General features: G+C 44.6%; 22 protein-coding genes and 1 tRNA gene. 17 read left to right on the forward strand and 6 right to left on the reverse strand.

Annotated features, from left to right (window positions below; all coding sequences use genetic code 11):
• From mtrC to RG963_RS01845, 7 genes are all read left to right on the forward strand, one after another.
• The gene (gene mtrC / locus RG963_RS01815) at positions 1-804 is read left to right on the forward strand and encodes a tetrahydromethanopterin S-methyltransferase subunit MtrC (protein WP_310574564.1); all 804 of its coding nucleotides are present in this window, start codon (positions 1-3) and stop codon (positions 802-804) included.
• Complete coding sequence (locus tag RG963_RS01820) at positions 801-1,124, forward strand: tetrahydromethanopterin S-methyltransferase subunit B (RefSeq protein ID WP_310574565.1); 324 nt, start codon at positions 801-803, stop codon at positions 1,122-1,124. The genes mtrC and RG963_RS01820 overlap by 4 nt, the downstream gene beginning before the upstream one ends.
• A gap of 1 nt (position 1,125) precedes the next feature.
• Positions 1,126-1,848, forward strand: coding sequence for a tetrahydromethanopterin S-methyltransferase subunit A (gene mtrA, locus RG963_RS01825; protein ID WP_310574566.1), 723 nt, complete (start codon positions 1,126-1,128; stop codon positions 1,846-1,848).
• A complete protein-coding gene (locus RG963_RS01830) occupies positions 1,848-2,072 on the forward strand; it encodes a tetrahydromethanopterin S-methyltransferase subunit F (protein WP_310574567.1) in 225 nt (74 codons plus the stop codon). The genes mtrA and RG963_RS01830 overlap by 1 nt, the downstream gene beginning before the upstream one ends.
• Positions 2,073-2,090: 18 nt before the next feature.
• Positions 2,091-2,306, forward strand: coding sequence for a tetrahydromethanopterin S-methyltransferase subunit MtrG (gene mtrG, locus RG963_RS01835; protein WP_310574568.1), 216 nt, complete (start codon positions 2,091-2,093; stop codon positions 2,304-2,306).
• 13 nt (positions 2,307-2,319) lie between these two features.
• On the forward strand, positions 2,320-3,270 hold the full coding sequence (gene mtrH / locus RG963_RS01840) for a tetrahydromethanopterin S-methyltransferase subunit H (protein WP_310574569.1): 951 nt from the start codon (positions 2,320-2,322) through the stop codon (positions 3,268-3,270).
• Positions 3,271-4,299: 1,029 nt separating this feature from the next.
• Positions 4,300-5,427 (forward strand): hypothetical protein, encoded by a 1,128-nt coding sequence (locus tag RG963_RS01845; protein WP_310574570.1) that lies wholly within the window; start codon positions 4,300-4,302, stop codon positions 5,425-5,427.
• Between the two features lie 144 nt (positions 5,428-5,571).
• Here the strand turns inward: RG963_RS01845 and RG963_RS01850 are convergent, their stop codons facing one another.
• The 4 genes from RG963_RS01850 to RG963_RS01865 all read right to left on the reverse strand — a co-directional run bounded on the left by RG963_RS01850 (position 5,572) and on the right by RG963_RS01865 (position 9,344).
• Positions 5,572-7,074, reverse strand: coding sequence for an RtcB family protein (locus tag RG963_RS01850; RefSeq protein ID WP_396654680.1), 1,503 nt, complete (start codon positions 7,072-7,074; stop codon positions 5,572-5,574).
• A 345-nt stretch (positions 7,075-7,419) separates the two neighbouring features.
• A complete protein-coding gene (locus tag RG963_RS01855; RefSeq protein WP_310574571.1) occupies positions 7,420-7,860 on the reverse strand; it encodes an archease in 441 nt (146 codons plus the stop codon).
• A gap of 126 nt (positions 7,861-7,986) precedes the next feature.
• Complete coding sequence (locus RG963_RS01860; protein WP_310574572.1) at positions 7,987-8,598, reverse strand: CDP-alcohol phosphatidyltransferase family protein; 612 nt, start codon at positions 8,596-8,598, stop codon at positions 7,987-7,989.
• A gap of 176 nt (positions 8,599-8,774) precedes the next feature.
• Positions 8,775-9,344 carry an aldolase gene (locus tag RG963_RS01865; RefSeq protein WP_310574573.1) on the reverse strand — a complete coding sequence of 190 codons (570 nt, stop codon included), beginning with the start codon at positions 9,342-9,344 and terminating at the stop codon, positions 8,775-8,777.
• A gap of 179 nt (positions 9,345-9,523) precedes the next feature.
• On the opposite strand from RG963_RS01865, the gene RG963_RS01870 reads away from it, so the two are divergent.
• The 6 genes from RG963_RS01870 to thsB all read left to right on the forward strand — a co-directional run bounded on the left by RG963_RS01870 (position 9,524) and on the right by thsB (position 17,908).
• A tRNA-Thr gene (locus RG963_RS01870) sits at positions 9,524-9,597 on the forward strand.
• 753 nt (positions 9,598-10,350) lie between these two features.
• A complete protein-coding gene (locus RG963_RS01875; protein WP_310574574.1) occupies positions 10,351-11,139 on the forward strand; it encodes a right-handed parallel beta-helix repeat-containing protein in 789 nt (262 codons plus the stop codon).
• A gap of 464 nt (positions 11,140-11,603) precedes the next feature.
• Entirely contained in the window at positions 11,604-11,963 is a 360-nt protein-coding gene (locus RG963_RS01880; protein WP_310574617.1) for a MarR family transcriptional regulator, read from the forward strand.
• A 6-nt stretch (positions 11,964-11,969) separates the two neighbouring features.
• Positions 11,970-12,587, forward strand: coding sequence for a 4Fe-4S binding protein (locus RG963_RS01885; protein WP_310574575.1), 618 nt, complete (start codon positions 11,970-11,972; stop codon positions 12,585-12,587).
• A gap of 240 nt (positions 12,588-12,827) precedes the next feature.
• Positions 12,828-15,878 (forward strand): FAD-binding and (Fe-S)-binding domain-containing protein, encoded by a 3,051-nt coding sequence (locus tag RG963_RS01890; RefSeq protein WP_310574576.1) that lies wholly within the window; start codon positions 12,828-12,830, stop codon positions 15,876-15,878.
• A 404-nt stretch (positions 15,879-16,282) separates the two neighbouring features.
• Entirely contained in the window at positions 16,283-17,908 is a 1,626-nt protein-coding gene (gene thsB, locus RG963_RS01895; RefSeq protein WP_310574577.1) for a thermosome subunit beta, read from the forward strand.
• 265 nt (positions 17,909-18,173) lie between these two features.
• Here thsB and RG963_RS01900 read toward each other — a convergent pair whose 3' ends face one another.
• Both RG963_RS01900 and RG963_RS01905 read right to left on the reverse strand, forming a co-directional pair.
• Positions 18,174-18,563 carry a DUF473 domain-containing protein gene (locus tag RG963_RS01900; protein ID WP_310574578.1) on the reverse strand — a complete coding sequence of 130 codons (390 nt, stop codon included), beginning with the start codon at positions 18,561-18,563 and terminating at the stop codon, positions 18,174-18,176.
• A 4-nt stretch (positions 18,564-18,567) separates the two neighbouring features.
• Positions 18,568-19,314 carry a proteasome assembly chaperone family protein gene (locus tag RG963_RS01905; protein WP_310574579.1) on the reverse strand — a complete coding sequence of 249 codons (747 nt, stop codon included), beginning with the start codon at positions 19,312-19,314 and terminating at the stop codon, positions 18,568-18,570.
• 373 nt (positions 19,315-19,687) lie between these two features.
• On the opposite strand from RG963_RS01905, the gene RG963_RS01910 reads away from it, so the two are divergent.
• The 4 genes from RG963_RS01910 to RG963_RS01925 all read left to right on the forward strand — a co-directional run bounded on the left by RG963_RS01910 (position 19,688) and on the right by RG963_RS01925 (position 24,285).
• The gene (locus tag RG963_RS01910) at positions 19,688-20,275 is read left to right on the forward strand and encodes a pyruvate kinase alpha/beta domain-containing protein (protein ID WP_310574580.1); all 588 of its coding nucleotides are present in this window, start codon (positions 19,688-19,690) and stop codon (positions 20,273-20,275) included.
• Positions 20,276-20,479: 204 nt separating this feature from the next.
• A complete protein-coding gene (gene tgtA, locus RG963_RS01915; protein WP_310574581.1) occupies positions 20,480-21,952 on the forward strand; it encodes a tRNA guanosine(15) transglycosylase TgtA in 1,473 nt (490 codons plus the stop codon).
• 189 nt (positions 21,953-22,141) lie between these two features.
• Entirely contained in the window at positions 22,142-23,113 is a 972-nt protein-coding gene (locus RG963_RS01920; protein ID WP_310574582.1) for a UbiA prenyltransferase family protein, read from the forward strand.
• Between the two features lie 14 nt (positions 23,114-23,127).
• The gene (locus RG963_RS01925) at positions 23,128-24,285 is read left to right on the forward strand and encodes an NAD(P)/FAD-dependent oxidoreductase (protein WP_310574583.1); all 1,158 of its coding nucleotides are present in this window, start codon (positions 23,128-23,130) and stop codon (positions 24,283-24,285) included.
• Positions 24,286-24,306: the final 21 nt, after the last annotated feature.

A 24,306-nucleotide genomic window follows, 5' to 3' on the forward strand; every position in this document is an offset into this window, starting at 1 on the left:
ATGTCTGCAGGTGGAGCAGGAGGAGGAGCCAAAGGTGCGTATCCTCCACAAACAATAATGGCTTTAGGTATAATCGGCGGCCTTGTCGGGATTTACCTTGGTCACTTCATGCCTCCAGCATATTCCTTCTTCGGAGGTATTGGAGCAATCTGTGCAACAGTCTGGGGTGCTGACGCAGTTCGCCGTGTTGCAAGCTACGGGCTTGGTACAGGTGTCCCATCAATTGGTATGCTCGCTCTTGGTATGGGTATTCTGGCAGCCCTCTTCGGACTTTCAGTAGGAGGTATTGCAGGGCCCATAGTAGCCATCGTTGTAGCAGCAATTATAGGCGGCGTCATTGGCGCCCTTTCAAACAAGGTAATCGGCATGGGTATCCCCATAATGGAACAGGCGATGGTAGAGATTTCATGTGCAGGTACTCTTGTAATTCTCGGGCTGAGCGTCGTTATTGCAGGATCTTTCGATTATGCTGCAGTTGTTCAAAACGTAGTCGCAAATGGATACATTGCACTGATCTTTATAATAGGCGGCATGGGAATCCTTCACCCCTTCAATGCTAGCCTGGGCCCTGATGAGAGTCAGGACAGAACTCTGACTCTCGCTGTTGAAAAGGGAGCTATTGCATTAATAATTACAGGCTTTGCGTCTTCACTCCATGAAGGGTTGATGGCGGCTAGCTTAAACATGCTTGTGGGATTCATCATCTGGTATATTGCTTTCAGCAAGTATTATGCATTTATTAAGAGAGATGCATATCAGGTGGTCGGAACCGGTCTGCTGCCCAGTGCGGAGGAACTACAATGAGCATGATTAGAATAGCTCCGGAACTACATCTGGTCCTTGACCCGGACACCGCAACTGTGGCGGAAGAAAGGGAAGACTCGATTGAGTATTCCATGGAACCTGTCTTTGAGAGGCTGGACAAGCTTGATGCAATCGCGGAGGATCTCGTAAATTCCCTTGCTCCAAGTATGCCACTCCTTAACTCATGGCCCGGTCGTGAAAATACATCCTACATGGCTGGATTCTACAGCAACTCCTTCTTTGGAGTCGTTGTAGGTCTTGCCTTCTGCGGACTGCTGGCTCTTGCCATAACCATAAGTAGAATAATGGGAGGAGTGTAAAATGGTGAATAAAAGAGAGCCTGCACCGGGATGGCCAATTCTGAAAGGCGAATACGAGGTTGGCGATGTCAAGAACTGCGTACTGGTAATTACCTGCGGATCACACCTTGCAGGGAAGCCTGTTCTTGATGCAGGTGCAGCAGTTACCGGATCATGTAAAACCGAAAACCTCGGTATTGAAAAGGTCGTTGCCCACATTATCTCAAACCCGAACATCAGGTACCTGCTTGTAACCGGCTCTGAGGTTAAGGGGCACATTACCGGACAGTCGATGATGAGCCTCCATGCAAACGGGGTAAAAGACAACAGGATCGCAGGAGCATTGGGTGCAATTCCGTATGTGGAAAACCTTAATCCAGCTGCAGTTGCCCGTTTCCAGGAACAGGTTCAGGTCGTCAATCTGCTTGATACCGAAGACATGGGTGCCATCACCGCCAAAGTGAGGGAACTTGCCTCAAAAGACCCTGGGGCCTTTGATGCAGACCCACTGGTCGTGGAGATCAGTGAAGAAGGCGGAGACGAAGAAGAGGGCGCTGTTGTCAGGCCGGTTTCCGGTGAAATTGCAGTTATCCGCGCCAGGCTGAAGGGTATTGAATCCCGCATGCTTGACATAGGAAACTGGAACAAGTTCCACTCAGGAGTTCACGCAGGAAAGGTTGAAGGTGCAATGATCGGATTGGCTGTAACCATATCCCTGCTTGGAATGTTACTGCTCGGGAGGTAATGAAAATGGCAGAAGAATACGGACAAGGGGTCCCAATGGTGCTTGCCCCCCAGATGGGTGCAATTGACGCTACTGTTGAAAGCATTCGGTACAGAGCACAGCTGATTGCGAGGAACCAGAAGCTGGACTCCGGAGTCATGGCTACCGGAATGATCGGCTTTGTGGCTGGTTTCCTCTTTTCACTGGTGATGGTAATTATACTCCCACTAGCCGTCGGTCTATGAGCTTAAGAGGTGAATGATATGGCAAAAGCACCAGCAGCATTTGTAGAGCCAGGTGAGTTTAACGAAGTAATGAAAAGGCTCGATAAGATCGATGAAAGGATAGAGTTTGTCAACAGTGAAGTTGCACAGAGAATCGGAAAGAAAGTAGGAAGAGATATAGGAATTCTATACGGCGGAGTTTTTGGTATTCTGCTCTTCCTGATCTATGTCTCAGTATCATCAATGTTCATGTAAGTGAGGGATCAAAATGTTCAAGTTTGACAAGAAACAGGAAGTTTTTGAAATCGGAGGAGTTAAGTTCGGCGGACAGCCGGGTGAATACCCAACCGTGTTAGTCAGTACCATGTTCTATGCAAGGCACAAAATCGTGACTGATGAGGATAAGGGTCTCTTCGACAGGGCTGCTGCGGAAACCCTCTGGAATACCCAGGTATCAATGAGCGACGCCACAGGAAACCCCTACGTAAACCAGATTGTGGGAGAAACCCCCGAAGCAATCAAGCGTTATATTGACTGGTTCATTGAGATCGACAACAAGACTCCCTTCCTGGTCGACTCCTCAGCCGGAGAAGTGCGTGCAGCCGCAGCCAAATACTGTACTGAAATAGGTGTTGCAAACAGGGCAATCCACAACTCAATCAACGCAAGTATCGAGCAGGCAGAAATGGACGTGCTCAAGGAAAGCGATGTGGAAGCTGCAATCGTCCTTGCCTTCAACGCTACCGACCCTACCGTAAAAGGAAAGATGGACATCCTTGAAGTCGGTGGTTCCGGACAGACCAAGGGTATGCTCCAGGTCGCCAAGGAATGCGGAATAAAGATTCCCCTTATCGATGTTGCAGCCATGCCTCTCGGTGCAGGCGCAGGCGCAACAATCCGCACAGTTCCGACAATCAAAGCAAAGCTCGGCCTGCCTGTTGGCGGCGGATACCACAACATGGCCTCGGCCTGGGACTGGCTTCGGAAATTTAAGAAAACTCAGCCTGACCCAAAAGCAATCTACATGCCTACAGACATTGGTACCAACCTGGTAGCCCAGATTGCAGGTTCTGACTTCCTGCTCTACGGCCCTATCGAAAACGTCAACCAGATTTTCCCGGCTGTTGCAATGGTCGATATCATGCTTGGAGAAACTGCAAAGGAACTTGGCGTCGAGATCGCAGATCTGGCAAACCACCCTGTTACCAAGCTGACATAAACGGAACGAAAAAAAATTGAAAAGCATTTTAAGGCTTGAAAGCAGAGGAAATCTCCTTTGCTTTTCTTCCTATTTTTGAATCACTGTGACTTTTTTGGCAAATTTTATCTTATTATCTGCTATTTTCTAACAAATATTTATTCTTAATATTATCTACTATTTTCGGACAAATTTTATCCTTATATTACCATTTAGTAGAAAAAATATGGATATTAAAAGATTTTACATTTTTAGGAGAAAAGTGCCTGGCTGGCTGAATAATTCCATCTGAACCTGCCAGGTACTTATGAATCCACTCCCAAACTCACTTTTTGGGACTGCTATTACCTCTGAAGATCATGAGTTATCAGGAAATTGTAAGAACCTGATGAGTATTTAACCCCGCACTCAGGCAGGAACTGTACAATCTACTCCCAAACTCACAGCTTTTAAAACGTGTCAACCGATGCTATCGAGATTAGAGTAGACAATCAAAGGTTAGACAAACTAAGGACAGGATGAAACCGATAACGTGATCTTCCAGGTTGTACCAGTCCTATTCACATTTCAACTTTTGCAAATTACATATTGTACACTGTCTTAACATATATATATAAAGAGTTGTGAATCGGTGTCATATGATTATGGTCATTTATCACTTTTTTCACTGACATCAAAAGAAAAATTAAATTTTAATTCGAAAATAAGACATTAGACAAAAATATGCATCTGAACACGTCGCCAGAGTTTGTAAATATCACAATATTGTATAAAATTGGGAAATTAGTTGACAAACCTGAGGAATTATATATTAATTGAAGTTATCAAGAAATAGTACAAAACAGAAAGATTTAATATTCGGTAGCACTTACCAGTACCATAAAATAGGGTTATAAGTAAAAATTTTGAGAACTTGCAGAGTATATATTTATAAAAAAAGAATTTTCTCAATTTTTAAATCGGAATCCATAAAAGAGCCCTTATTTTAATGGCACTAATAACGGATCATAGCATAAAGAGCCAGAAAACCGGACTATATCGGGTGGAAATATGCTGATCAGAAAGAACATATCCCTGGATGATAAATACCTTAAAAAGTTACAGCCCCTTCTGGATGCCAATAATGGAAACTTGAGTGCTGCAGTCAGGGATACCATTGAAGTTGCGGATACAGCTCTTACCTATCATAAAAGTATTGACGAAGTAATCTGGTTTTTAAAAGAAACTCCTGCAAAAGAAGAGTTAAATGATACAATTCAGAGCGGAGAAAATATCGTTATAAATAAAACGATACTCGAGTGGTTGTTCAGATATACAAGAGGCAGGCTCACGGATGAGGAGCTTGTTAATGAACTTATCAATCCGTTCGAGATTGAAGATATGAAACAACTTGAAGACCATCTGAACCGCATTTCCAGAAACTATCAATGGGAAATCCGAACCTCGATAAAATGTGAAGATATATATAATCCCGAGTCCGCACTCGTACTTATCTCCAACGCTACTGTTAATAGTAGGGACTTTTTTGCCCAGCTGGTGGCTCATTTCCTTTCCAGATGGAGACAGCTCGATGTTGAGCACGTTTTCAGGAGAGCAAACTCGACCCAGATTTCTTTCAAAAAGAATCCATCTACATCTTCGACTGAGATTATGCCAGGAATCAGGAAACACTTCGGGTACCTTGATATTTTATGTAAGGAACTGGACGACAATACAGAGTTCTGGACTCAGCTCATGTATACTTATAATATTGAGAGGTTCAATCTCGTAACTCTACATCGGAGCCAGTTTGAAATTTTTGCAGCCGGAGAAGTTCCGAACCCGAAAAAAATCTTTGAACGCCTGTGCAAACAGTCGCTAAGTGATATGACTCTTCCGGATTTACTTGTCCATTTCAGGAGAATGTACCTGGCAACTCAGCTTGTCAAGAATATAGATATCTGCCTTGAGCCAGGGGACGAGTCCGTAACCATTTTCCATGACTTCAAAGATAAAAGAGTTATCAACAACCTTGTTGAGTACTTTTCGAAAATATTCAGGGAAAACAGCACACCCTTCCAGACATCCTCATACTCAAGCATGATCGTATTCAGCTTCCATCAGGAATCAAAACTCGATAGTTCCGATTCGTACTTAATGGAAGATATGAAAGAGCTCGGATATCCTGCAAAAGAATAAAGAAAATAGTAAAGAAAAAAATGAGGTTAAAACTTTCATTCTGCATATCAAAGTTTTCCCGAAACTTTCGATGTTTACTCATTTCAGGATCTGAACCTATTTTTCTTCATAACCTGAATCTGTTTTTCCCCATCAGATCTTAACTTAACCCTTTGCAACCCCTAAAGGAATAACTCTTGCAACCTTACGCGCAATGCCGAGCTCATGCACGACATTTACCACTTCGCTACTGGATTTGTATACACCCGGAGCTTCCTCTGCAATTACTGAAGGATGCGTAGCTCTTACGGTAATGCCTTGAGCCTCAAGGTTTTCTTTTATAGTCTGTCCACGGAATTCTGTCTTTGCATGGGCCCTGCTCATGATCCTCCCAGCCCCATGACAGGCACTACCAAAAGAGATATCCATTGCTTCTTTTGTGCCACAAAGGATAAAGGAAGGGGTTCCCATACTCCCCGGAATCAAAACCGGTTGTCCTACGGCCCGGTAAGCCGCCGGAACTTCAGGATGCTCAGGGGGAAATGCTCTTGTAGCCCCTTTCCTATGCACATACACCTCTTTTTTCTTGCCATCCACCCTGTGTTCTTCAAGTTTTGCCACGTTATGAGCAACGTCATAAAGGAGGTCCATACCCAGATCGTCAGCATCCCTGCCAAAGATTTTTTCAAATGTTTCTCTTGTCCAGTGAGTTATCACCTGACGGTTAGCCCAGGCGTAGTTTGCAGCACAGAGCATGGCTTTGAAGTAGTTCTGTGCCTCCCTTGACTGAGCCGGAGCACAGGCAAGCTGTTTGTCCGGAATCTGGATCCCATACTTCTTTACAGCCTGGGAAAGTTCCCTGAGATGATCCGTGCAGATCTGATGCCCTGCACCCCGCGAACCGCAGTGGATCATCACTGTTACCTGCCCTTCCACAAGCCCGAAAGCCGAAGCCACGTCCCTGTCGTAGATCTCATCTACGTACTGGACTTCAAGGAAATGGTTTCCGCTTCCAAGAGTTCCAAACTGGGGCTTTCCCCGAGTTCTGGCTTTCGTGCTCACGTGAGAAGGATCGGCGCCATCCAGGAAACCATCTGCCTCACAGTGTTCAGTGTCTGCCTCAACTCCATACCCGGCCTCCACAGCCCACCTTGCCCCGTGAAGAAAAGCATCATCAAGCTCCCGGTCAGAAGCCCTGATACGGCTTTTTGAGCCGACTCCTGAAGGAACATTATGGAAAAGGGCCTCAGTAAGCGCCTCAATATGAGGAACCACTTCCTCTTTCTGCAGGTTAGTGCGAATTAGCCTGACCCCGCAGTTGATATCAAAACCCACCCCTCCAGGGCTGAGAATTCCTTCTTCCCTGTCAAAAGCCGCAACCCCACCGATTGCAAAACCGTAGCCCAGATGGGCATCAGGCATTGCCATGGAATACTTCTGAATACCGGGAAGAGTCGCCACATTTGCAATCTGGTCAATAGTTCCCGGATCGATACCTTCAAGCAAACTTTCCGACACAAAAAGGCGTCCAGGGACCCTCATTCCCGGCGTGCGCCCTATTGGGATTTCCCAGCTGTTATCAGAAAGCTTCCTGACCATTCCACGCGCTGCCCCCGGAACATTTTCCGTATTTATTTCCTCAGTACCTGTCTCCTCACTCTCTTTCATATCTATGCTCCAGTGTTAATTTGCCTATATAAATTGAAATTACTTGTTTATTTGCTGTTTCCTTAAAGGTCTAATGGATTGAATAATATTGAGATAAGAGCCTTTGGGCCGCATGAGTATCTGATAAAGGAATCCTGAATATTATGTAAAGAAGTTCAATTTGAGATATAATGAGATCCAATCGGGATCTAAATAAAATTCAATTTCAGATATAATGATGCCGCCCAGGAGAATTACCCACCGAAATAATTCACAGAAGTGAATATAGATAGCCTGCAAACTTGATAAAAAAGAAATTAACAGACAATACGCAAGCGAGTCCCCTTATTTTGAAACTCGTTGTCCTTAAATATCAACAACAACCTGGGCTTCCCAGCCTTCTTCGGTCTTTGAAACTTCGAGCTGATTGTAAGTAACGGCTTTGATATCGGTTTCGAAAGGATGGCTTCCACGTTCAAATCTTTCCCCGAAAGCCTGGGCTTTTATCGAGTACTCGCCATTAACTTCCCTTATCCCCTCAACCCGGAATTTCCGAAAAACAACCTCATCCACTTCAAAGGTGTACAGAAGTTCGGAGAGCCAGTCTACAAGCAGAGATTCGAGATCAGGAGAATTAAGACAGATATCCTTTGCCGTCTTCACTGAGACTTTCTCTGTGTCAATCATCACATTGAACATAGCAAGTGCTGCATTTTCGAATACCTCTTCCAGCGTGCTCCCATAAGCCCGGAATTTCGCATCTGCAGTGTGTTCCAGGTACTCATACTGTTTTCGTTGAGACGGCATAGTCAAGTATTGGGTTTTGTGTTACATTAACTTATCCGCTACAGAAGCCTGCATTCAAAAGTGATGGAAACTTCCACGAATTGAGATAAAAATTAAATTTTAGAAAATGATTAAAAAAGGATGCCATCAGTCCAGGTTCTTCCAGATATAGAAAATCCTCTGGATTGCAGTTATATGGCTGGTTACAGCAATCAGGATGATAGCCCATCCAAGAATTGAAAAACCTGCAATAGATGTTGAAAAGACAAAATTGAGGAAAGCGGCAAGAATTATAACTACAAGACGATCAGCCCTGCCCATGATCCCTCCATAGTATCTTCCAAGATTGAGGGCTTGAGCTTGAGTTCCGAGGTAGCTGGTAAGAAGCACACCGACTATTGCCGCAACTCCTATCTGCCAGGGAACATAACCTGCAAAAAAGATACTGCATATAATGAAAACGTCCGAATAGCGGTCGATAACGTGATCCAGAAAATCACCCCTGAGAGTGGCCCTGTTGGATTTCCGTGCAATTACCCCATCAAGAGCATCAAGAAGCGAGTTAGAGATTACCAGGATGCCCGCAAGCAGGATGAGTTCCTTAGCTACCGGAGAATAGTAAAAACTGAGCCCTGCAAAAAAGGCACAGACAAGGGAAGCTATGGAAACTGTATCAGGTGAGACCTCAAATCTGATTAAAAAGTCTGCCAGCGGTTCGATAACTTTTGAGGCAAAAGGTCTCAGGGTATTAAACGTCATGGTACTCGATGATTCTTCTTTTAGATATATATCCGTGATAGAAAGCTGCCAAACAGGCACCTTGTCTTGCTCAGTATGCCGGTTTGGATCTGCTGATTTATATCGTCTTTGTGTTTACCTGTTTTTTATATTTATACTTAAGGTTGTATAGTTAGCCACACACTCAATAGATAAGTTTACTTATTTCCCTTTTCTGCAACTGCACGCTCATATAGGTATTTAACTTTACAAGAATGCTCAAGCTGTGTGGTCACTATATATGCATCTCCAAGCGTTCTTCCGATCGCAAAAGTTCCATGACTGTAAACTATAGCGCCTCTATGCCTCGAGAGTGTATTTGCAAGATTTCCTGCAAGCTCACGGCTACCTATCCCCCCTCCGACCACGGGAATGGTCCCCAAAAAGTACTGCCCTTCGCTGTCTACAGGCGCAATTTTCCCTCCAGGACCTGCAAGCAGGGACTCAACCACTGCGTATTGACAATGAGCGTGAATGATTGAAAGAGCAGAGGTCTGCCTGTAAATTTCCCTGTGTACAACGGTTTCGGAAGATGCAATTATATCCAGGGACGAAGTGTCCTGAATGTCCACCTCAATGACACTATTTTCGGTGATTTCATCAAGAGCAGCCCCTGTTCGGGTAATAAGCATTTTATCACCAGCCCTGAGACTGATATTTCCGAAATTGGATTCAACAAGCCCGTGTTCAACCAGCTTGCGCCCGTATTTTGCTATTTCCTGCCACATCTTAAGCGAGATATAGAGAAAGAATGCCATAAGGCTTATGTACCATAATCAAATTAGAGGGGCAAAAAAGAGAAAAGAAAGCAGTTAAAACATGGCGGTTGACTTTCGGAGAAAGAAATCTGCCATAAAGTTTATCTGTAAGTATTGTATTTAGATAAGTCTGCAGTCAGTTCCAATTTGCCTCGTTGGCTCAGCCCGGTAGAGCGAGTGACTTGTAATCACTAGGTCGCGTGTTCGAATCACGCACGAGGCTTCGAAAATTCTTTTTTGTTTAAAGCCTGCTTCCAGAAGAGATTATCTGGAGAGGATACACATTTAGAATAATATGAGTGTCCAGAGGCTTTTGGAGTCGTTAAGAGCTGCTCCAATTTCTGACGTATATAAGAAGTTGATTTATAAGAAGTTGATTTATAAGAAGTTGATTTATAAGAAGTTGATTTTTGATTTTGTTGATTACTGTTTTCCGAAGGATTATGTAAACATTGGGTTTTGAAGTATATATCGACCCTGAAAAGTATTGCAGTACAACTTCAGCTTGACTTTGGTACATTTGAAAATTGTAGTATGATAATGGGTCACATATGCCTGATATAATTGTGATACAAACAGATTTAAAAAGCAAAATTATTTCGGTAAAACAAGATTCTTAAATGATTTACTAAAAGAATTTACTATTAATAGAAAAATCTTTGCCTGAATCAATATGTTTACATGTGTGAATTCGCATGGTCATTTGGTGTAAATATTCATTTAGAGTCGACGCAGAAAATATTTGCACGTATAAACAAGAACAATAGCTTTAAGTAACACTTTGAGAAGTGAAGTTAACTGTTGAGTTGACTATAATTAAATAAAGTTCTACCCATAATTTTTTTTAATAGACGGAGGCATTAGAATTAAAAAAACAACCACTTTATTAGTAACTTTTCTAATTTTAGTATTAATATCGGGTATCGGAGCTGCGGCCGAGATTGTAGTCCAGCCGGAAAATTCGATTCAAACCGCTGTGGATAATTCGACATCAGGTGACATAATTACCATAAAACCCGGGACCTATACCGAAAATATCAAAGTAACCAAAAATGGTATTACAATAAGGTCAGAATCCGGAAACCCTGAGGATACAATAATTAAAGCCCGGAGTCCGAGCGCCAATGTGCTCCTCCTGCGAGCAGACAATATAACAATTAATGGGTTTCAGATTACCGGAGCCACAGAATCCGGCTACTCAGGAATCTGTCTGTCTTCATGTAATAATTGTACAATTGATAACAACAACCTTTCGGACAACTCGTATGGAATCTATGTCTTGAGTTCCAAAGAGGATACAATCTCAAATAATACAGCTACGAACAATGGAGAATACGGGATTGTTCTCGGAAGTTCCACAAACAATACTCTCTCAGGAAATACGGCTTCTAACAATAGCAGGGGAGTCCATATCGGAAACTCTGACAGCAACACACTCTCAGGAAATACTGTTCGAAACAACAGTGTTTACGGTCTCTATATCTGTCCCAGAAGCGACAGGGACCTCATTTTCAACAATTACTTCAATAACACCAATATGACCATTAAAAACGGAATCGAAAATGTCTATAACACTACGATAACCGCAGGTACTAATATTGTAGGCGGACCGTATATAGGAGGCAATTTCTGGGCAAAACCTGATGGCACAGGATTTTCCGAAACCGCAATGGATAATGATTGGGATGGAATTTCCGATTATGCGTATAACAATATAACAAACAGCGTCTACTCAGATTACCTGCCTCTAGTTGCTTCTAAGTAACCTGCGCAAATAAAAGTACATAATTCTAGTAATAAAAATGGTTTACTACGAAGTTTTAAAAACGTAATATGAATTACAATGATTATACAGATTGTAAATAACAGGCACTTTTAAAAGAATCTCTATTTTCAAAGTGCCTTCTATTTTTTGAGACTTTTTATTATTTTCGTTATTATTTTCGGGGTTTTTGATTTATTGCAGTCAATTGCCAGCGGAATTAAGAGTAAATTTTAGTGATCCCAGAAAATATAAAAAACGTCGTAGTTTCAATTTATAGTTCAAAAAGTTAAAGGTTTATTGTTATTGATTTTTCAGTTCAACCGCGTAAGTCCTATGCTGGAAATGACAGGGCAGTATTAAAAAAGTGAGTACTTCTTATTTTTAGCAGGAGAATACAGTACTTGCCAGTGTATATATACAGCTGCGGCAATGTTACAGTACTGCAATGTTTGAGAGGGATTGGAATGATAGACTTTGCCTGTAAAGAATTCAAAATCGAAGACGTGATCAAGTGTGCCCTTAATCTCACAAAGGCAGACCTCAAGGTTATGAAGTATTTTTTAAATGAAACCGAGCAGTGGGTTGACACTGACTTTCTTTCAAAAAGCCTGAAACTGGATATCTCCACAATCCAGCGCTCCGTTAAAAAATTGCATGAAAAAGAAATTCTGCAGAGATCGCAGCAGAACCTGGACGGAGGGGGCTATGTCTTCAAATACAAAATTCACTCAAGAGCTAAAATAAAAAATATTATAATGACTGTAGTTAATTCCTGGGCTGGCAGGCTCGGACAGGAACTTGAAAAATGGGAAAACGGAGTTTGATTTAATTTGCTTAAAATAACACCTTACCTGGGAGGTCTCGTCCTTATCGTTTCCATCGGAGGGCTCTGGTATCCGGTACTCGGGTACTTCATGCTGCTGATTTTTGCTGCAATTTTCCTGATCAGCCCTTTCAGAGGCAGATGGTTCTGCGGAAATCTCTGCCCGAGAGGAAGCCTTGTTGACTTTTGGATCAGTAAAATTTCAAAGAAAAAGAAGATACCTGTCACCCTGCGGAGTCTATGGGTCCGCCTACCGATCTTTTTCCTGCTAATGGGCTTTATGGGGTACAGAATAGCAGGCATTATTGGAAGCCTTAACACTTTCGAAAAAATCGGCATGGTGTTTGTGACCATGTGTTTGGTGACAACTGCAATCGCAGTCCTTCTGGGCAGTTACCTGAGCCCGAGGGCCTGGTGTTCCTTCTGCCCTATGGGAACAGCTCAACGCCTGCTTGGCGGAAAGAGGTATCCCCTGAAATTCACAAAGGAAAAATGCATTAACTGTAATAAATGCGATAAAATCTGTCCTATGCAGCTTAAAATTCGCGAGAGCGAAACAAAACCTGACTGTATCAAATGCGGGCGTTGTGTGGCTGTATGTCCTAAAGACGCTCTTCAGTTTTAATTTTATACAGTACATGTATACAAAAATCTAGTTAAAGTAAAAATAGAGAAAACAAACAGAGAAAAATAGAATATATAAAAATAATTTATAAATGTACCATAAAAAAGAATATTTCTATTTTAGAAATATATAATATAAATTATAGGGGAGTAAGAAAAACATTTGCAGAACCTGACTTAGCACGACCATCTGCGCACACTGCAAAGTATCCAAATAGGCCTGATCCAGGAGGAGAAAAATATGACCACAAAAAATGTACCGGAACTTTCAGAAGTCCAGAAAACAGAACTCTCCGAACTCTTCGGGGAATGCGTCAATCTTGACAAACGCGAACGCCGCTATTATAACCATGATATAGGAGCCCTTCCCCCGCTTGTCAAGAAAGTAATTGGGAACACTGACCCTGCAGCTGTTGTAAAAATCCGGACAGAAGAAGACGTCGTAAAGCTTCTGGAATTTGCAAATCTGCATGAGATTCCGGTTGTCCCCCGTGCGGGGGCTTCTTCCGGATACGGCGGGGTAATTCCTACAAAGGGAGGTATAGTTGCCGATGTCACCTTACTGAATAAGGTCATAAGTATTGATCCCGAAGGGCAAAAAGTTGTGGTGCAGAGTGGAATCATATGGGAAAAGTTAGAACGAAAACTTAAAGAAAGTGGGCTTTCGGTAAGAACAATCCCTTCAAGTGCTCCTTCTTCGACCGTAGGAGGCTGGCTGGCCCAGAGCGGAGCCGGTTACGGAAGTTATGAGTTCGGCTGGGGCTACGAGAGTATGGAAAAAGCCAGGGTTGTCCTTCCCACAGGAGAAATACGGGAGTTTTCAGGCCACGAACTCAAGAAACTGATAGGAACCATGGGGACTACTGGCATTATCACCGAAATCACGCTAAAGGTCCAGAAGCTTGAAGAGAGAAAAGCTGTTTCTGCCAGTTTCTCCGACGCTTCAGCTCTCAAAAAAGCGGTCGAAACCATCCGAAAAAAGAACATTCCTCTCTGGTCAATTTCCTTCCTGAACCCTGAGTGGGCGGACATGAAGAATAAAGCGCCCAGGAAACTCCACTATGGAGAGATCATGGATAAAGACAGACCGGTGCTGCCCATAGCTTACGTCTGTACCTTCATGTACCCTGCCTCCAGGGACGTCTCCGGCCTGAAAGAAGCAATCGAAAGCGCCGACGGCACGATCCTTTCGGAAGAAATTGCAAAGCACGAGACTGAAGAATGGTTCAAATCAATGAAAGTTAAAAGGCTAGGTCCTTCCTTCATCCCCGCCGAGATCCTGGTGCCTTTTGAGAAGATGGACAGTGCTTTTGAAGAAATTAAAAAGAAGATCAAGCTCCCGGTACTTACAGAAGGGATGGTTATCAGCGACGGAAACGTCGTACTCCTCTGTTTCATGCGTCACTCCGAGCGTTCCTTACTCTTTAATACAGCCTTTGCTCTTTCCCTGAGCATTTTGAAGATTGCGGAAGAAAACGGTGGAAGAGCCTATTCTTCCGGGCTTTTTTTCGCTTCCAAGAAAAAAAGTGTCTTTGGAGATAGACTTGCTGCAATTGAAACCTTTAGAAAAGAATTCGATCCCAACGGAATCATGAACCCTGAAACCCTGGAAGGAAAAGGGATTCTTAACACCGCAGTATCCTTTGGATCTTCCTTCGAACCCATGGGCAGGCTTGCGGGGAACATGTCGGGAATAGGCAAAGTATCCTTCAAAGATGAAAAAAACATCCCGGCAAAGGTTGCAGAACTTGCCTACTCCTGTTCCCAGTGCGGGTATTGTGTGAGCGAATGCGATCAGTATTACGGCCGGGGGTGGGAATCCCAGTCGCCTCGTGGAAAATGGTTTTTTATCAAGGAATACCTGGCAGGCCGGGAAAAGCTTGACCAGAGGCAAACAAATACCTTTCTTGCCTGCACCACCTGCCAGATGTGCGATTCCCGCTGCGAACTGGACATGCCAATAGAACATGCCTGGATGACCATGCGCGGAAAGCTGGTAGAAGAAGAGAAAAAGATGACCTTCCCTCCCTTCGAGATCATGGCTGCAAGTTTGCTGAAAGAAAGGAATATCTGGGCAAATTACAGAAAAGACAGGGACAAATGGATTCCAGATGAGATCCGGGCAAAAATGAAGGATGAAGCTGAGTACGCTTACTTTGCGGGCTGTACGGCGTCATTTGTGGAAAATGATGTAGCTGTAGGGGCTGTCCGCATGCTCGACGATGCGGGAATAGAGTTTACAGGACTCTTTGATAAGGAAGCCTGCTGCGGAATTCCCATGCTTGTTGCCGGAAAATGGGACGTATTTGAGAAGATAATGAGGATGAACGTCTCGAACATGAAAAAGAAAGGCGTAAAAACCGTAATCACTTCCTGCCCTGCCTGCTGGCTCATGTGGCATACGGTCTATCCCCAGTGGGCGGAAAAGCTCGGGATTGAATATGGACTTGAGACAAAGCACTACTCCGAAGTCCTCGTAGAGCGTCTCGATGTCCTTAAGCCAAAGTTCAAGCAGCCTCTGGACAAAGTTGTCGCCTGGCACGATTCCTGCCACCTGGGAAGGGCAGGGGGCAAAGTGTACGAGCCTCCGAGAGAACTGTTGAAGTCCATCCCCGGAATCCAGTTCAGAGAACTGGAACATAACCGGGAAAGAGCCCATTGCTGCGGTTCAGTGGTAAGTCTGATTGCCGAACCCCCTGTTGCGTACAGACTGGGGAACATAAGACTCCAGGAAGCTGTTGATGTTAACGCCGATATCATTGCAGCACTTTGTCCATGCTGTATCTTCCAGTTCCGCGTGGCAGCAGAGAAAAATAACCTTGACATCCAGGCCCAGGACCTCGGTGCTCTGGTGGCGAGAAGTCTTGGGTATAATATCCCTGACTCTACTTCCTATACCCTGGAGTCGTGGGTTCCCTTCGAAAAGATGATTTCGCTCATGCAGCCCGAAAATATGACTGACCTGATGGTTGAACTCCTGCCCCAGATGATGGCAGCGATGCCGGCACCTCTTTCTGCCATGATGAAAATGGTCAAATATGTACCAGGCATGGAAGCTCTGATGAAACCAATGATGCCAATTATGATGCCCAGGCTTATGCCATTGGTTATGCCGAAAGTCATGCCTGACATGCTTAAAGCTGTGGAAAGAAGAGTTCCTATGCCCGATTACATGCGAGAGCAGCTCCCTGATCTTATGCCAAAAGCTATGGAGAATCTGATGCCTAATATGCTTCCGGAGATTATTCCTCTGCTGACTCCACGGATGATTGAGTACATAAAAACACATTGAGTGTTCTTCGCACACAACCTGTGCAGAAAAGTCGAAGGCAAAGTAGTAGGATTCTTTCGACTTAACTTTTTTAAAACTCTTGGTAAAACCCTTTTTCCTTAAGTTAGAATATTCTCATTCTCCGGGTCTTCTCATTATCCGGGCCAGCTCATGATTTTACAACAGATATTCCAGATTAAGGGACTGAAAGCTCTGGACTTGATACACCTGCAAAAATAACCCGGAAATGGCATTAAAAGATCCGGAAGGCCCCCTTTTTCAGATTTGGGAGCTGAGATCCAGAGGAATTCTTATATAGAAGTGCTTGCATTAAGAATATGAAAAATTGCGCACAAAGGTAACGTGCTCAGTAATACAACTAATTAAAATTCATATGAATTCATATCATAAAAGGAGATTGAAGCTTGGCAGCACAACCGATATTTATTTTAAGGGAGGGCAGCAAGAGAACTCATGGTTCCGATGCCCAGCACAACAATATTATGGCCGCAAAGGCGGTTGCTGAAGCAGTAAGGACCACTCTTGGGCCCAAGGGTATGGACAAGATGCTTGTAGACTCCATGGGTGATGTGGTTATCACCAACGACGGAGCAACAATCCTCAAGGAAATGGACATCGAGCACCCAGGTGCAAAGATGATCGTAGAAGTAGCCAAAACCCAGGATGCCGAAGTAGGCGACGGAACCACCACCGCAGCCGTACTTGCAGGGGAATTCCTGACAAAGGCAGAAGACCTGCTGGAAAGCGGCGTTCACCCCACTGTGATCGCAAGCGGTTACAGGCTTGCAGCAGACCAGGCCACAAAGATCCTGGAGACCATCACTATCAGTGCATCTCCAGAAGATACCGAAACTCTCGAAAAACTTGCAGCCACAGCCATAACAGGAAAAGGCGCAGAGGCTAACAAGGAACACCTTTCCAAGCTTGCAGTCCAGGCTGTTAAGTCAGTTGTTGAGGTAAGTGAAGATGGGAAGATCACTGTGGATATCGAGGACATTAAGATCGAAAAGAGACCCGGTGGAAGCATCGGAGACTCCGAGATTATCGAAGGTGTAATCGTTGATAAAGAGCGTGTCCACACCGGAATGCCGGAAATCGTGAAAGATGCAAAAGTCCTGCTCTTGAGCGTGCCCATCGAACTCAAGAAGACCGAAACCAAAGCCGAAATAAAGATCACTACCCCTGACCAGATGCAGCTCTTCTTAGATCAGGAAGAAGCCATGCTCAGGGAAATCGTGGAAAAGGTAATCAGGACAGGCGCAAATGTTGTCTTCTGCCAGAAGGGAATCGACGACCTTGCCCAGTATTACCTGACAAAAGCAGGGATCTTCGCCATGCGCAGGGTCAAGAAAAGTGACATGGACAAGCTCTCCCGCGCGACAGATGCACGGATTATCACCAGCATGGATGAAATTGAGGAGTCCGACCTCGGCTATGCCGGTCTTGTAGAAGAAAAGGACGTTACAGGTTCCAGAATGACCTTCGTCACAGGCTGCAAGGACAGCAAGACCACCTCAATTCTCCTTCGCGGTGGTACCGAGCATGTAGTTGAAGGAATTGAGAGAGCTCTCGAAGATGCCCTCAGAGTCGTGGGCGTTGCCCTCGAAGACCAGAAGATTGTTGTGGGCGGAGGCTCACCTGAAATCGAACTGGCCCTCAGGCTCAAAGAATATGCAGCAACCCTTAAAGGCAGAGAACAGCTTGCTGTAATGAAGTTCGCCGAGTCCCTCGAGATCATTCCCCAGACCCTTGCCGAAAATGCAGGGCTTGACCCCATTGATATGCTTGTGGAAATGCGCTCCCAGCATGAAAAGGGCAACAAGCGAGCAGGGCTTAATGTCTATACCGGGAAGATTGAAGACATGTTCGAAAACAATGTTGTCGAACCTCTCAGGATCAAGACCCAGGCAATCAACGCAGCCACAGAAGCTGCAATTATGATTCTCAGAATCGATGATGTAATCGCCTCAGCCGGCGGTGGAAGAGCAGGTCCGGGCGGTCCGGGCGGCGAAATGCCTGAAGATATGTAAAACAATTTAGAATATAAATTAAGGGTTACCGGAAAAAGTTCAGATTTCCGGAACCTTATTTTTTTGCTCTGATTTTCAAAAAAGAGCCTTTTTTTCAGGAAGTTTTTCTCAAATTATAAGCCCTTATGTGTACGTAAGTCTATTTTTGTGTGGCAACACAAAGGCATTTCCAAACGAAAATATTGAAAAATTAAAGAAAAATAAGTTTTAGAACTGTTTTTAAAGCAGGCGTAGTTACTAAATTGCACGGTAATTGGTAAAATAGTCATCTGGCTTCGTAGCAGGAAATTTCCCTGGCGTCTACTCTCACCGGTTTTCCGAGTTCGTTTGAAACAACATTTCTTACCCGTGCCATGCACCTGCATTCAAGCTGGATACGGGCCGACATGGCTTCTCGCTCTTCAATATAGAGATCGTTTGAACTGAGAATAGAATGAACCGAGACCTGCTTCTGTACAACCTTTGCTATGAGACCTTGAGTCCCATCCGTTAGGTCCTGAAGGCTTGTAGAGGTCAGGAGGACGTTCTCCCCTGCACTTAGCCCGAGTACCCCTACAAAATTTTGAGGACTCCGAATCTCAAGAGTCCTGAGATTATGTTTCTTCAGGATCTCGATCAGAGAATCAGCAATTCCTGTTAACGCGATGTACTCCATGGGATCACCCGTACATTGGGAACTCCTTTTTCACTTCTCCTTTCTGTTCAGTAGTCTGAACATCTTCAGCAAGCCTCTGGAGCTCGAATTCTATGCGTTCAGCCTGCTCTTTAAGCCTGTCTGTATTTATTGAAAGCCCATATAGCTCGTTTAAAACCCCAATAACAGCAGAAGCGGCCCTTGGATCAGGATTTTGAGTTCGAGTAGCACCAAGCAAGCTAAACGCAGGGATCTCACGCAGCAGACATTCAGCCATTACGCTGCCCGAAATTCCGGAGATAGTCCCCATCTGGAATACCTCTACCTTATCTTTGATCTTATCCAGCATCTCAGGAGTGGTGGCTGCCCCGAAGACTTTGAGCCCCCCATCCATGATGGCAATCCCTGCAATAGAAGCGACCTCTTTTACATTAATGGACTCAGCCCAGTCCACCAGAGCATTGCTAACATCGTAAGAGATAGTGTGGCTGATAGGAATATCGGAGATTACAATAATCAGGTTGTGCTCCACGTTTTCGTAAATTCTCACAGGCATATTTATAAGCCCCTCATAAAGCACTGCAATAGAGGGAAAATACCTGGATTCAATAGAGCCGATATATTCCATTTTCAATTCTTCGATCATATGCTGACTTGCAATATTCCCCACAAGCCCGATTCCGGGAAAACCCTCAATCAAAACAGGATTTTTTGACTTCACGGGTCTTGTAATAATTTTTACATCATTGTTGTCATAATCTGTAGTTGACAAGTAACCACCTCGACGAAATACAACCCCTATGGTAATATTTGACCTAATCCTAGATAAACAAGTTTCTCAGCAGCCCGGATCTGCTTCACTTCCCTCACATACGTTAATAAAAAATATTCAATAGATCCGGGTTTATTGATACTCTAACCCTCTTTTTATAAAAAGAGAATCTTTTTAATATATATCTTTTCTCCTGACAGCGAAAATTAATTTAGATAAATAGAGTTTATAATAAATTTAGGTTTCGCCTACTTTATTGAAAGGTTGATAGAGGCCTTATTTTATACGAGATCGGAAAAGCATAATAGGGAAAAGAAACTGTAAAAAAGCTCACAAAAGAAGACAAAATCCGAATACAGGAGGAGACTAATTCATGGAAAAATCTATTCTTTACCTCGACAGTGTAGGAGAGGCAAATACGGAAGCAGTTATTGAAGCGGCAGCAAAAAGGGCGGCAGAGCTTGGGATATTCCATATTGTGGTAGCGAGCACCAGCGGAAAAACCGCTCTAAAGATGGCAGAGGCGGTAAAGGGCAGCAACATAAAAGTTATTGGAATAAGTCACCAGTACGGGCAGAAAGAAAAAGGTGAATGGGAAGTGGAAGATGAGTATAAAAAGAAGCTTGAAGCTCTCGGAGCCGTAATAACCACTCAGTCCCATATGTTCTCAGGAATAGAACGCTCAATCACAAAAAAATTTGGAGGCTATTCCAGAGCAGAAGTGATTTCCGATGCTCTAAGATCCCTCTTCGGAAAAGGCTTCAAAGTAGCTATTGAAGTTGCAATTATGGCAGCTGATTCAGGCCATATCCCAGTTTCCGATAATACGGAGATTATAGCTATAGGAGGCACAAGATCGGGTGCAGATGTTGCCCTTATTCTCAGGCCAGCCCATAGCAGTGATTTCTTTTCCCTGCAGGTCCGGGAAATTATTGCCATGCCGCGAGTAAAAGAAGATTAAGGTACGAAAAAAACTACGGAAAAAGGAATTAGAGTTTCGAACCTAAATATTACAGTTGATTGGCTCCAGGTATTATAACCACCGGAAACATGGAGGGCACGAAAAAGAGGAACTCGATAGGGGTTCAGGTAATTCGTAATAATTAAACCTGGCTTCTCCCAGCCCCAAAGATAAATATATCTGAGAGACATCTATAATCCCGGCATGTCAGCAATATTTGAAATTCTCGACAAGGACGCAGGCGGCAGGATCGGAAAACTCAGGACCCCCCACGGGATTGTTGAGACACCTACCGTCATGCCTGTAATAAATCCGAATATCCAGCTTATCTCCCCGAAAGAAATGCGAAGCTTCGGGGCAGAGATTCTAATTACCAATTCCTATATTATCTACAGAAAAGAAGAACTGAGAAGCATTGCCCTTGAGAAAGGGCTGCATGAGCTCCTGGAATTTGACGGACCCATTATGACTGACTCGGGTTCTTTCCAGCTTTCCGTCTATGGGTCCGTGGAAGTTACAAATGAGGAAATCCTGGGGTTCCAGCAAAAGATAGGAAGCGACATTATTGTCCCGCTGGACATCCCGACGCCCCCTGATGTTCACTACAGGAGGGCCGAAGAGGAACTTGCAGTCACGGCCGAACGCCTGGAAACTGCCCGCAGGTTTATCCAGGGAGAGCAGCTCCTTGCAGGGCCTGTCCAGGGCTCAACCTACCCCGAACTGAGGGAAAAAGCTGCTTCCCATCTCAAAGACCTCAATTTTGAAGTATATCCCCTTGGAGCAGTTGTCCCACTTATGGAGGCCTACCGTTACGCAGAACTTGTTGATGTGATTGCCGCATCCAAAAGGGGGCTTTCCCCAGCCTCGCCGGTCCACCTTTTTGGAGCCGGGCACCCAATGATGTTCGCCCTTGCAGTAGCCCTGGGCTGCGACCTTTTTGATTCGGCAGCCTACGCCCTTTACGCCAAGGACGGGCGCTATATTACTGTAACCGGGACCTACCATGTGGAAAGACTAAATTATCTGCCCTGTTCCTGTCCGATCTGTTCGAAATACACAGCCGAAGAATTGAAGAAAGCGGACAACATGGAAGAACTTCTGGGAAGGCACAACCTCTATGCTACTTTTGCTGAAATCCGGCTGATAAAACAGTGCATAAAGGACGGAAAGCTGCTCGAACTTGTGGAGCAGCGCTGCCGCGCTCACCCGAAGCTTCTTGACGGACTGAAAAGATTCTATACCCACTCCTCCTGGCTTGAGCAGCTTGATCCGGCTACAAAAGGCACTTATTTCTACTGCGGGCCAGAATCAGCTTCCCGCCCCGAAGTCCTTCGGTTTGGAAAAAGACTGGAAAGGTTCAGCCTGGAAGGCTCGGTGCTTATTCGCACAGGCCCGGTAAAAGGAGAGGGAAGCTACGACCAGATTCTCACTTTCAAAGCACCTTTCGGGGCGTTTCCTGTCGAAATGGAGGAAGTTTATCCTTTCAATGCCGAAGTCTCGAAATATCCGGACTACGAAGCCCTCAGTACAGCTCTCTCGAATACGATTAAACTGATGGAGCTGAACCCGCAAGCAGAATTTACTTTTGTCTGCGAAAAAGAGTTCAGGCATCCGCTAATTGAAGAAATAAGTAAAAAAGCAAAACTGGTATACAGGGAAGACTGGAAAAAAGAATAAGCTTTGAGGAGCTGGTTAAAGGCGCTGAACATTTTATAAGTCATTCAGGCTTTCTCATAAACAAACCCCCACCTCAGAAAAGATAAAAAGAAAACTTTTTTGAGGTGCAAACCTTTATAGGGCTACCTGCAAAGAACCTTCTAAATAGGGAAAAAGCCGAAGTATAAAGTTCCTGATATAAAAATTCCCATGCAAATTAGAAAAGCACAGGTGAAACTATTGTCCCTTACAGCAAGAATCGGGGAACTCAGCCCTTATCTGCGGTTGCTGAGACCTGAACTCTACTACATGGACCTTACCCTCCCTGCCTCGAGCGCAATCCTGGCTTCTTACCTGGCTACCGGAGGGCTTCCTGAATATCTTCCTTTCCTGATTGCCTTAATAGGCGGCTTTGCCGCCATTACCAGTTCATATGTTTTTAATGACTGCTGTGATATTGATATTGATACGATTAACCTGCCTGGTCGTCCCCTGCCCTCTTCCAGAGTTTCAAAGAGTTCTGCTCTTACTTATGCTCTCATCTTATTAGTAATCGCAGGCGCAGCAGCCGCTTACCTGAACCCTGAATCTCTCCTGATCCTTGTTATTGCGGCTGGAACTATCACTATTTACTCAATCTTTGCAAAAAGGAATACATTTCTTAGCTTTTTGCCAGTGGGTATCTCTTATGGGCTTGTGCCTGTGGGCATCTGGCTTGCCTTTGACCCTGCGGGGCTCCTGAAAGGCAACGACGGGGTAATTCTTCCCCTGTCGGCCATCTGTTTCGGGCTCATGATGTGCGTTACAGATTGGGCCTTTACCCTTGGAGGAGTTGCCAGAGACGTTGAAGGGGACAGACTGAAAGGTGCCCCTACAATGCCCGTGACCTTTGGAATTCCCTTTACTGCCAGATTCGTTACTTTCTGGTGGATTGTCGGAGTTATTGCTTCGATAATCATAGGCTGGTCAGCCCGGCTCGGGCCTGTGTACTTTGCAGGAGCACTTGCCTCAGGTCTCTGGATGCTTTCCCAGTGTTTTGATTTTATCAGGCACCCTACCCCTGAAAGGGGTGGCGCACTCTTCCTTAATGGCTCAAACTACAGAGCAATTATGTTCGGATCAATGATCCTTGATGTGGTGCTGTGTATTTATGCAGGGGCTTACACCTCTATTCTCTGGTGAAAAGGTAGAGAAAAATGGATGCGGATATTATTGTAATAGGGGCATCTCCTGCGGGGCTGATGGCTGCCAGGAACGCCTGTGAAAAAGGGTCGTCAGTCCTTTTGCTGGAAAAAAAAGAAGAAATCGGGAATCCACCCCATCCTGCAAATTCTTTTTTTAAGGGAATGCTCGATAAATGCGGAGAGAAAGCAGACCCTTCTTATGTGGTGCATTATCTCAAAGGCATGCAGATAATTTCCCCATCCGGGCGGACGGTGGAGGTTGAGACGCCCGGATACGCTATTGACAAGACGGAATTCGACCGATTTTATGCGAAGAAAATAATGAAAATCGGCGTAGATCTTCGAAAAGGGGTAGAAGTGAACAATATTCTCAGGGACGGAGAGATATTTACGGTCAGCACCTCGGCAGGGGTGTTCACGTCAAGACTCGTTGTCATTTCCGACGGTATAAATTCAAAAATAGCTTCCCTTCTGGGCCTGAAAACAATGAAACACCCGGAAGATATTGCCTGGGGAATTGAACTGGACGTCAGGGCTCCTGACCTTGGAAAACCGAAAATGTTTGAATATTATGTAGGAAACCATGCCCCTGGATGGAAGACTACATACGCCCCTAGAGGAGGGGACAATGCCGCAATCGGGGCCTATGTGCGCAGATGCGGAAAGGACGCAACGCCTTACCTCAATGCCTGGGTTGAAAATTTCAAAAGACTTAAAGGACTCAAAGAGCTTGAAGTTGTAAGAAAACTTTCAGGCGGAGACCCTATAGTGACACTTCCAAATGAATACATAACCGATGGAATAATGGTCGCTGGTGGAGCAGCCGGTCAGTCCGGGATAGGGTATGCGATGAGGGCAGGCCAAATATGTGGAGATGTGGCTGCAGATGCCATAAGAAAAGGAGATGTTTCAAAAAGTGCCCTGTTAGAGTACCGAAAAACCTGGGAAAAGGAGTTTAAGGTAGAACACTACCTGGGTCGAATAGGTCTTGAGACCCTCAGGAAAATGACGGACAGAGAAATTGATGAGATGGTAAAGGTCTTTGAAAAGGAGGACCTCTCATTCATTCGTGGAAGTTCAGTTGAGCAGGTGATGCAGGTCTTTGCATTCACTCTAAAGAAAAAACCCTCTGCAGTCTTGAAGTACAGAGCGCTCTTCAGGAACAGGTAAACCTAAGATTTAAAAGGCAAG

The organism is Methanosarcina baikalica, assembly GCF_031461075.1.
GTDB lineage: Archaea > Halobacteriota > Methanosarcinia > Methanosarcinales > Methanosarcinaceae > Methanosarcina > Methanosarcina baikalica.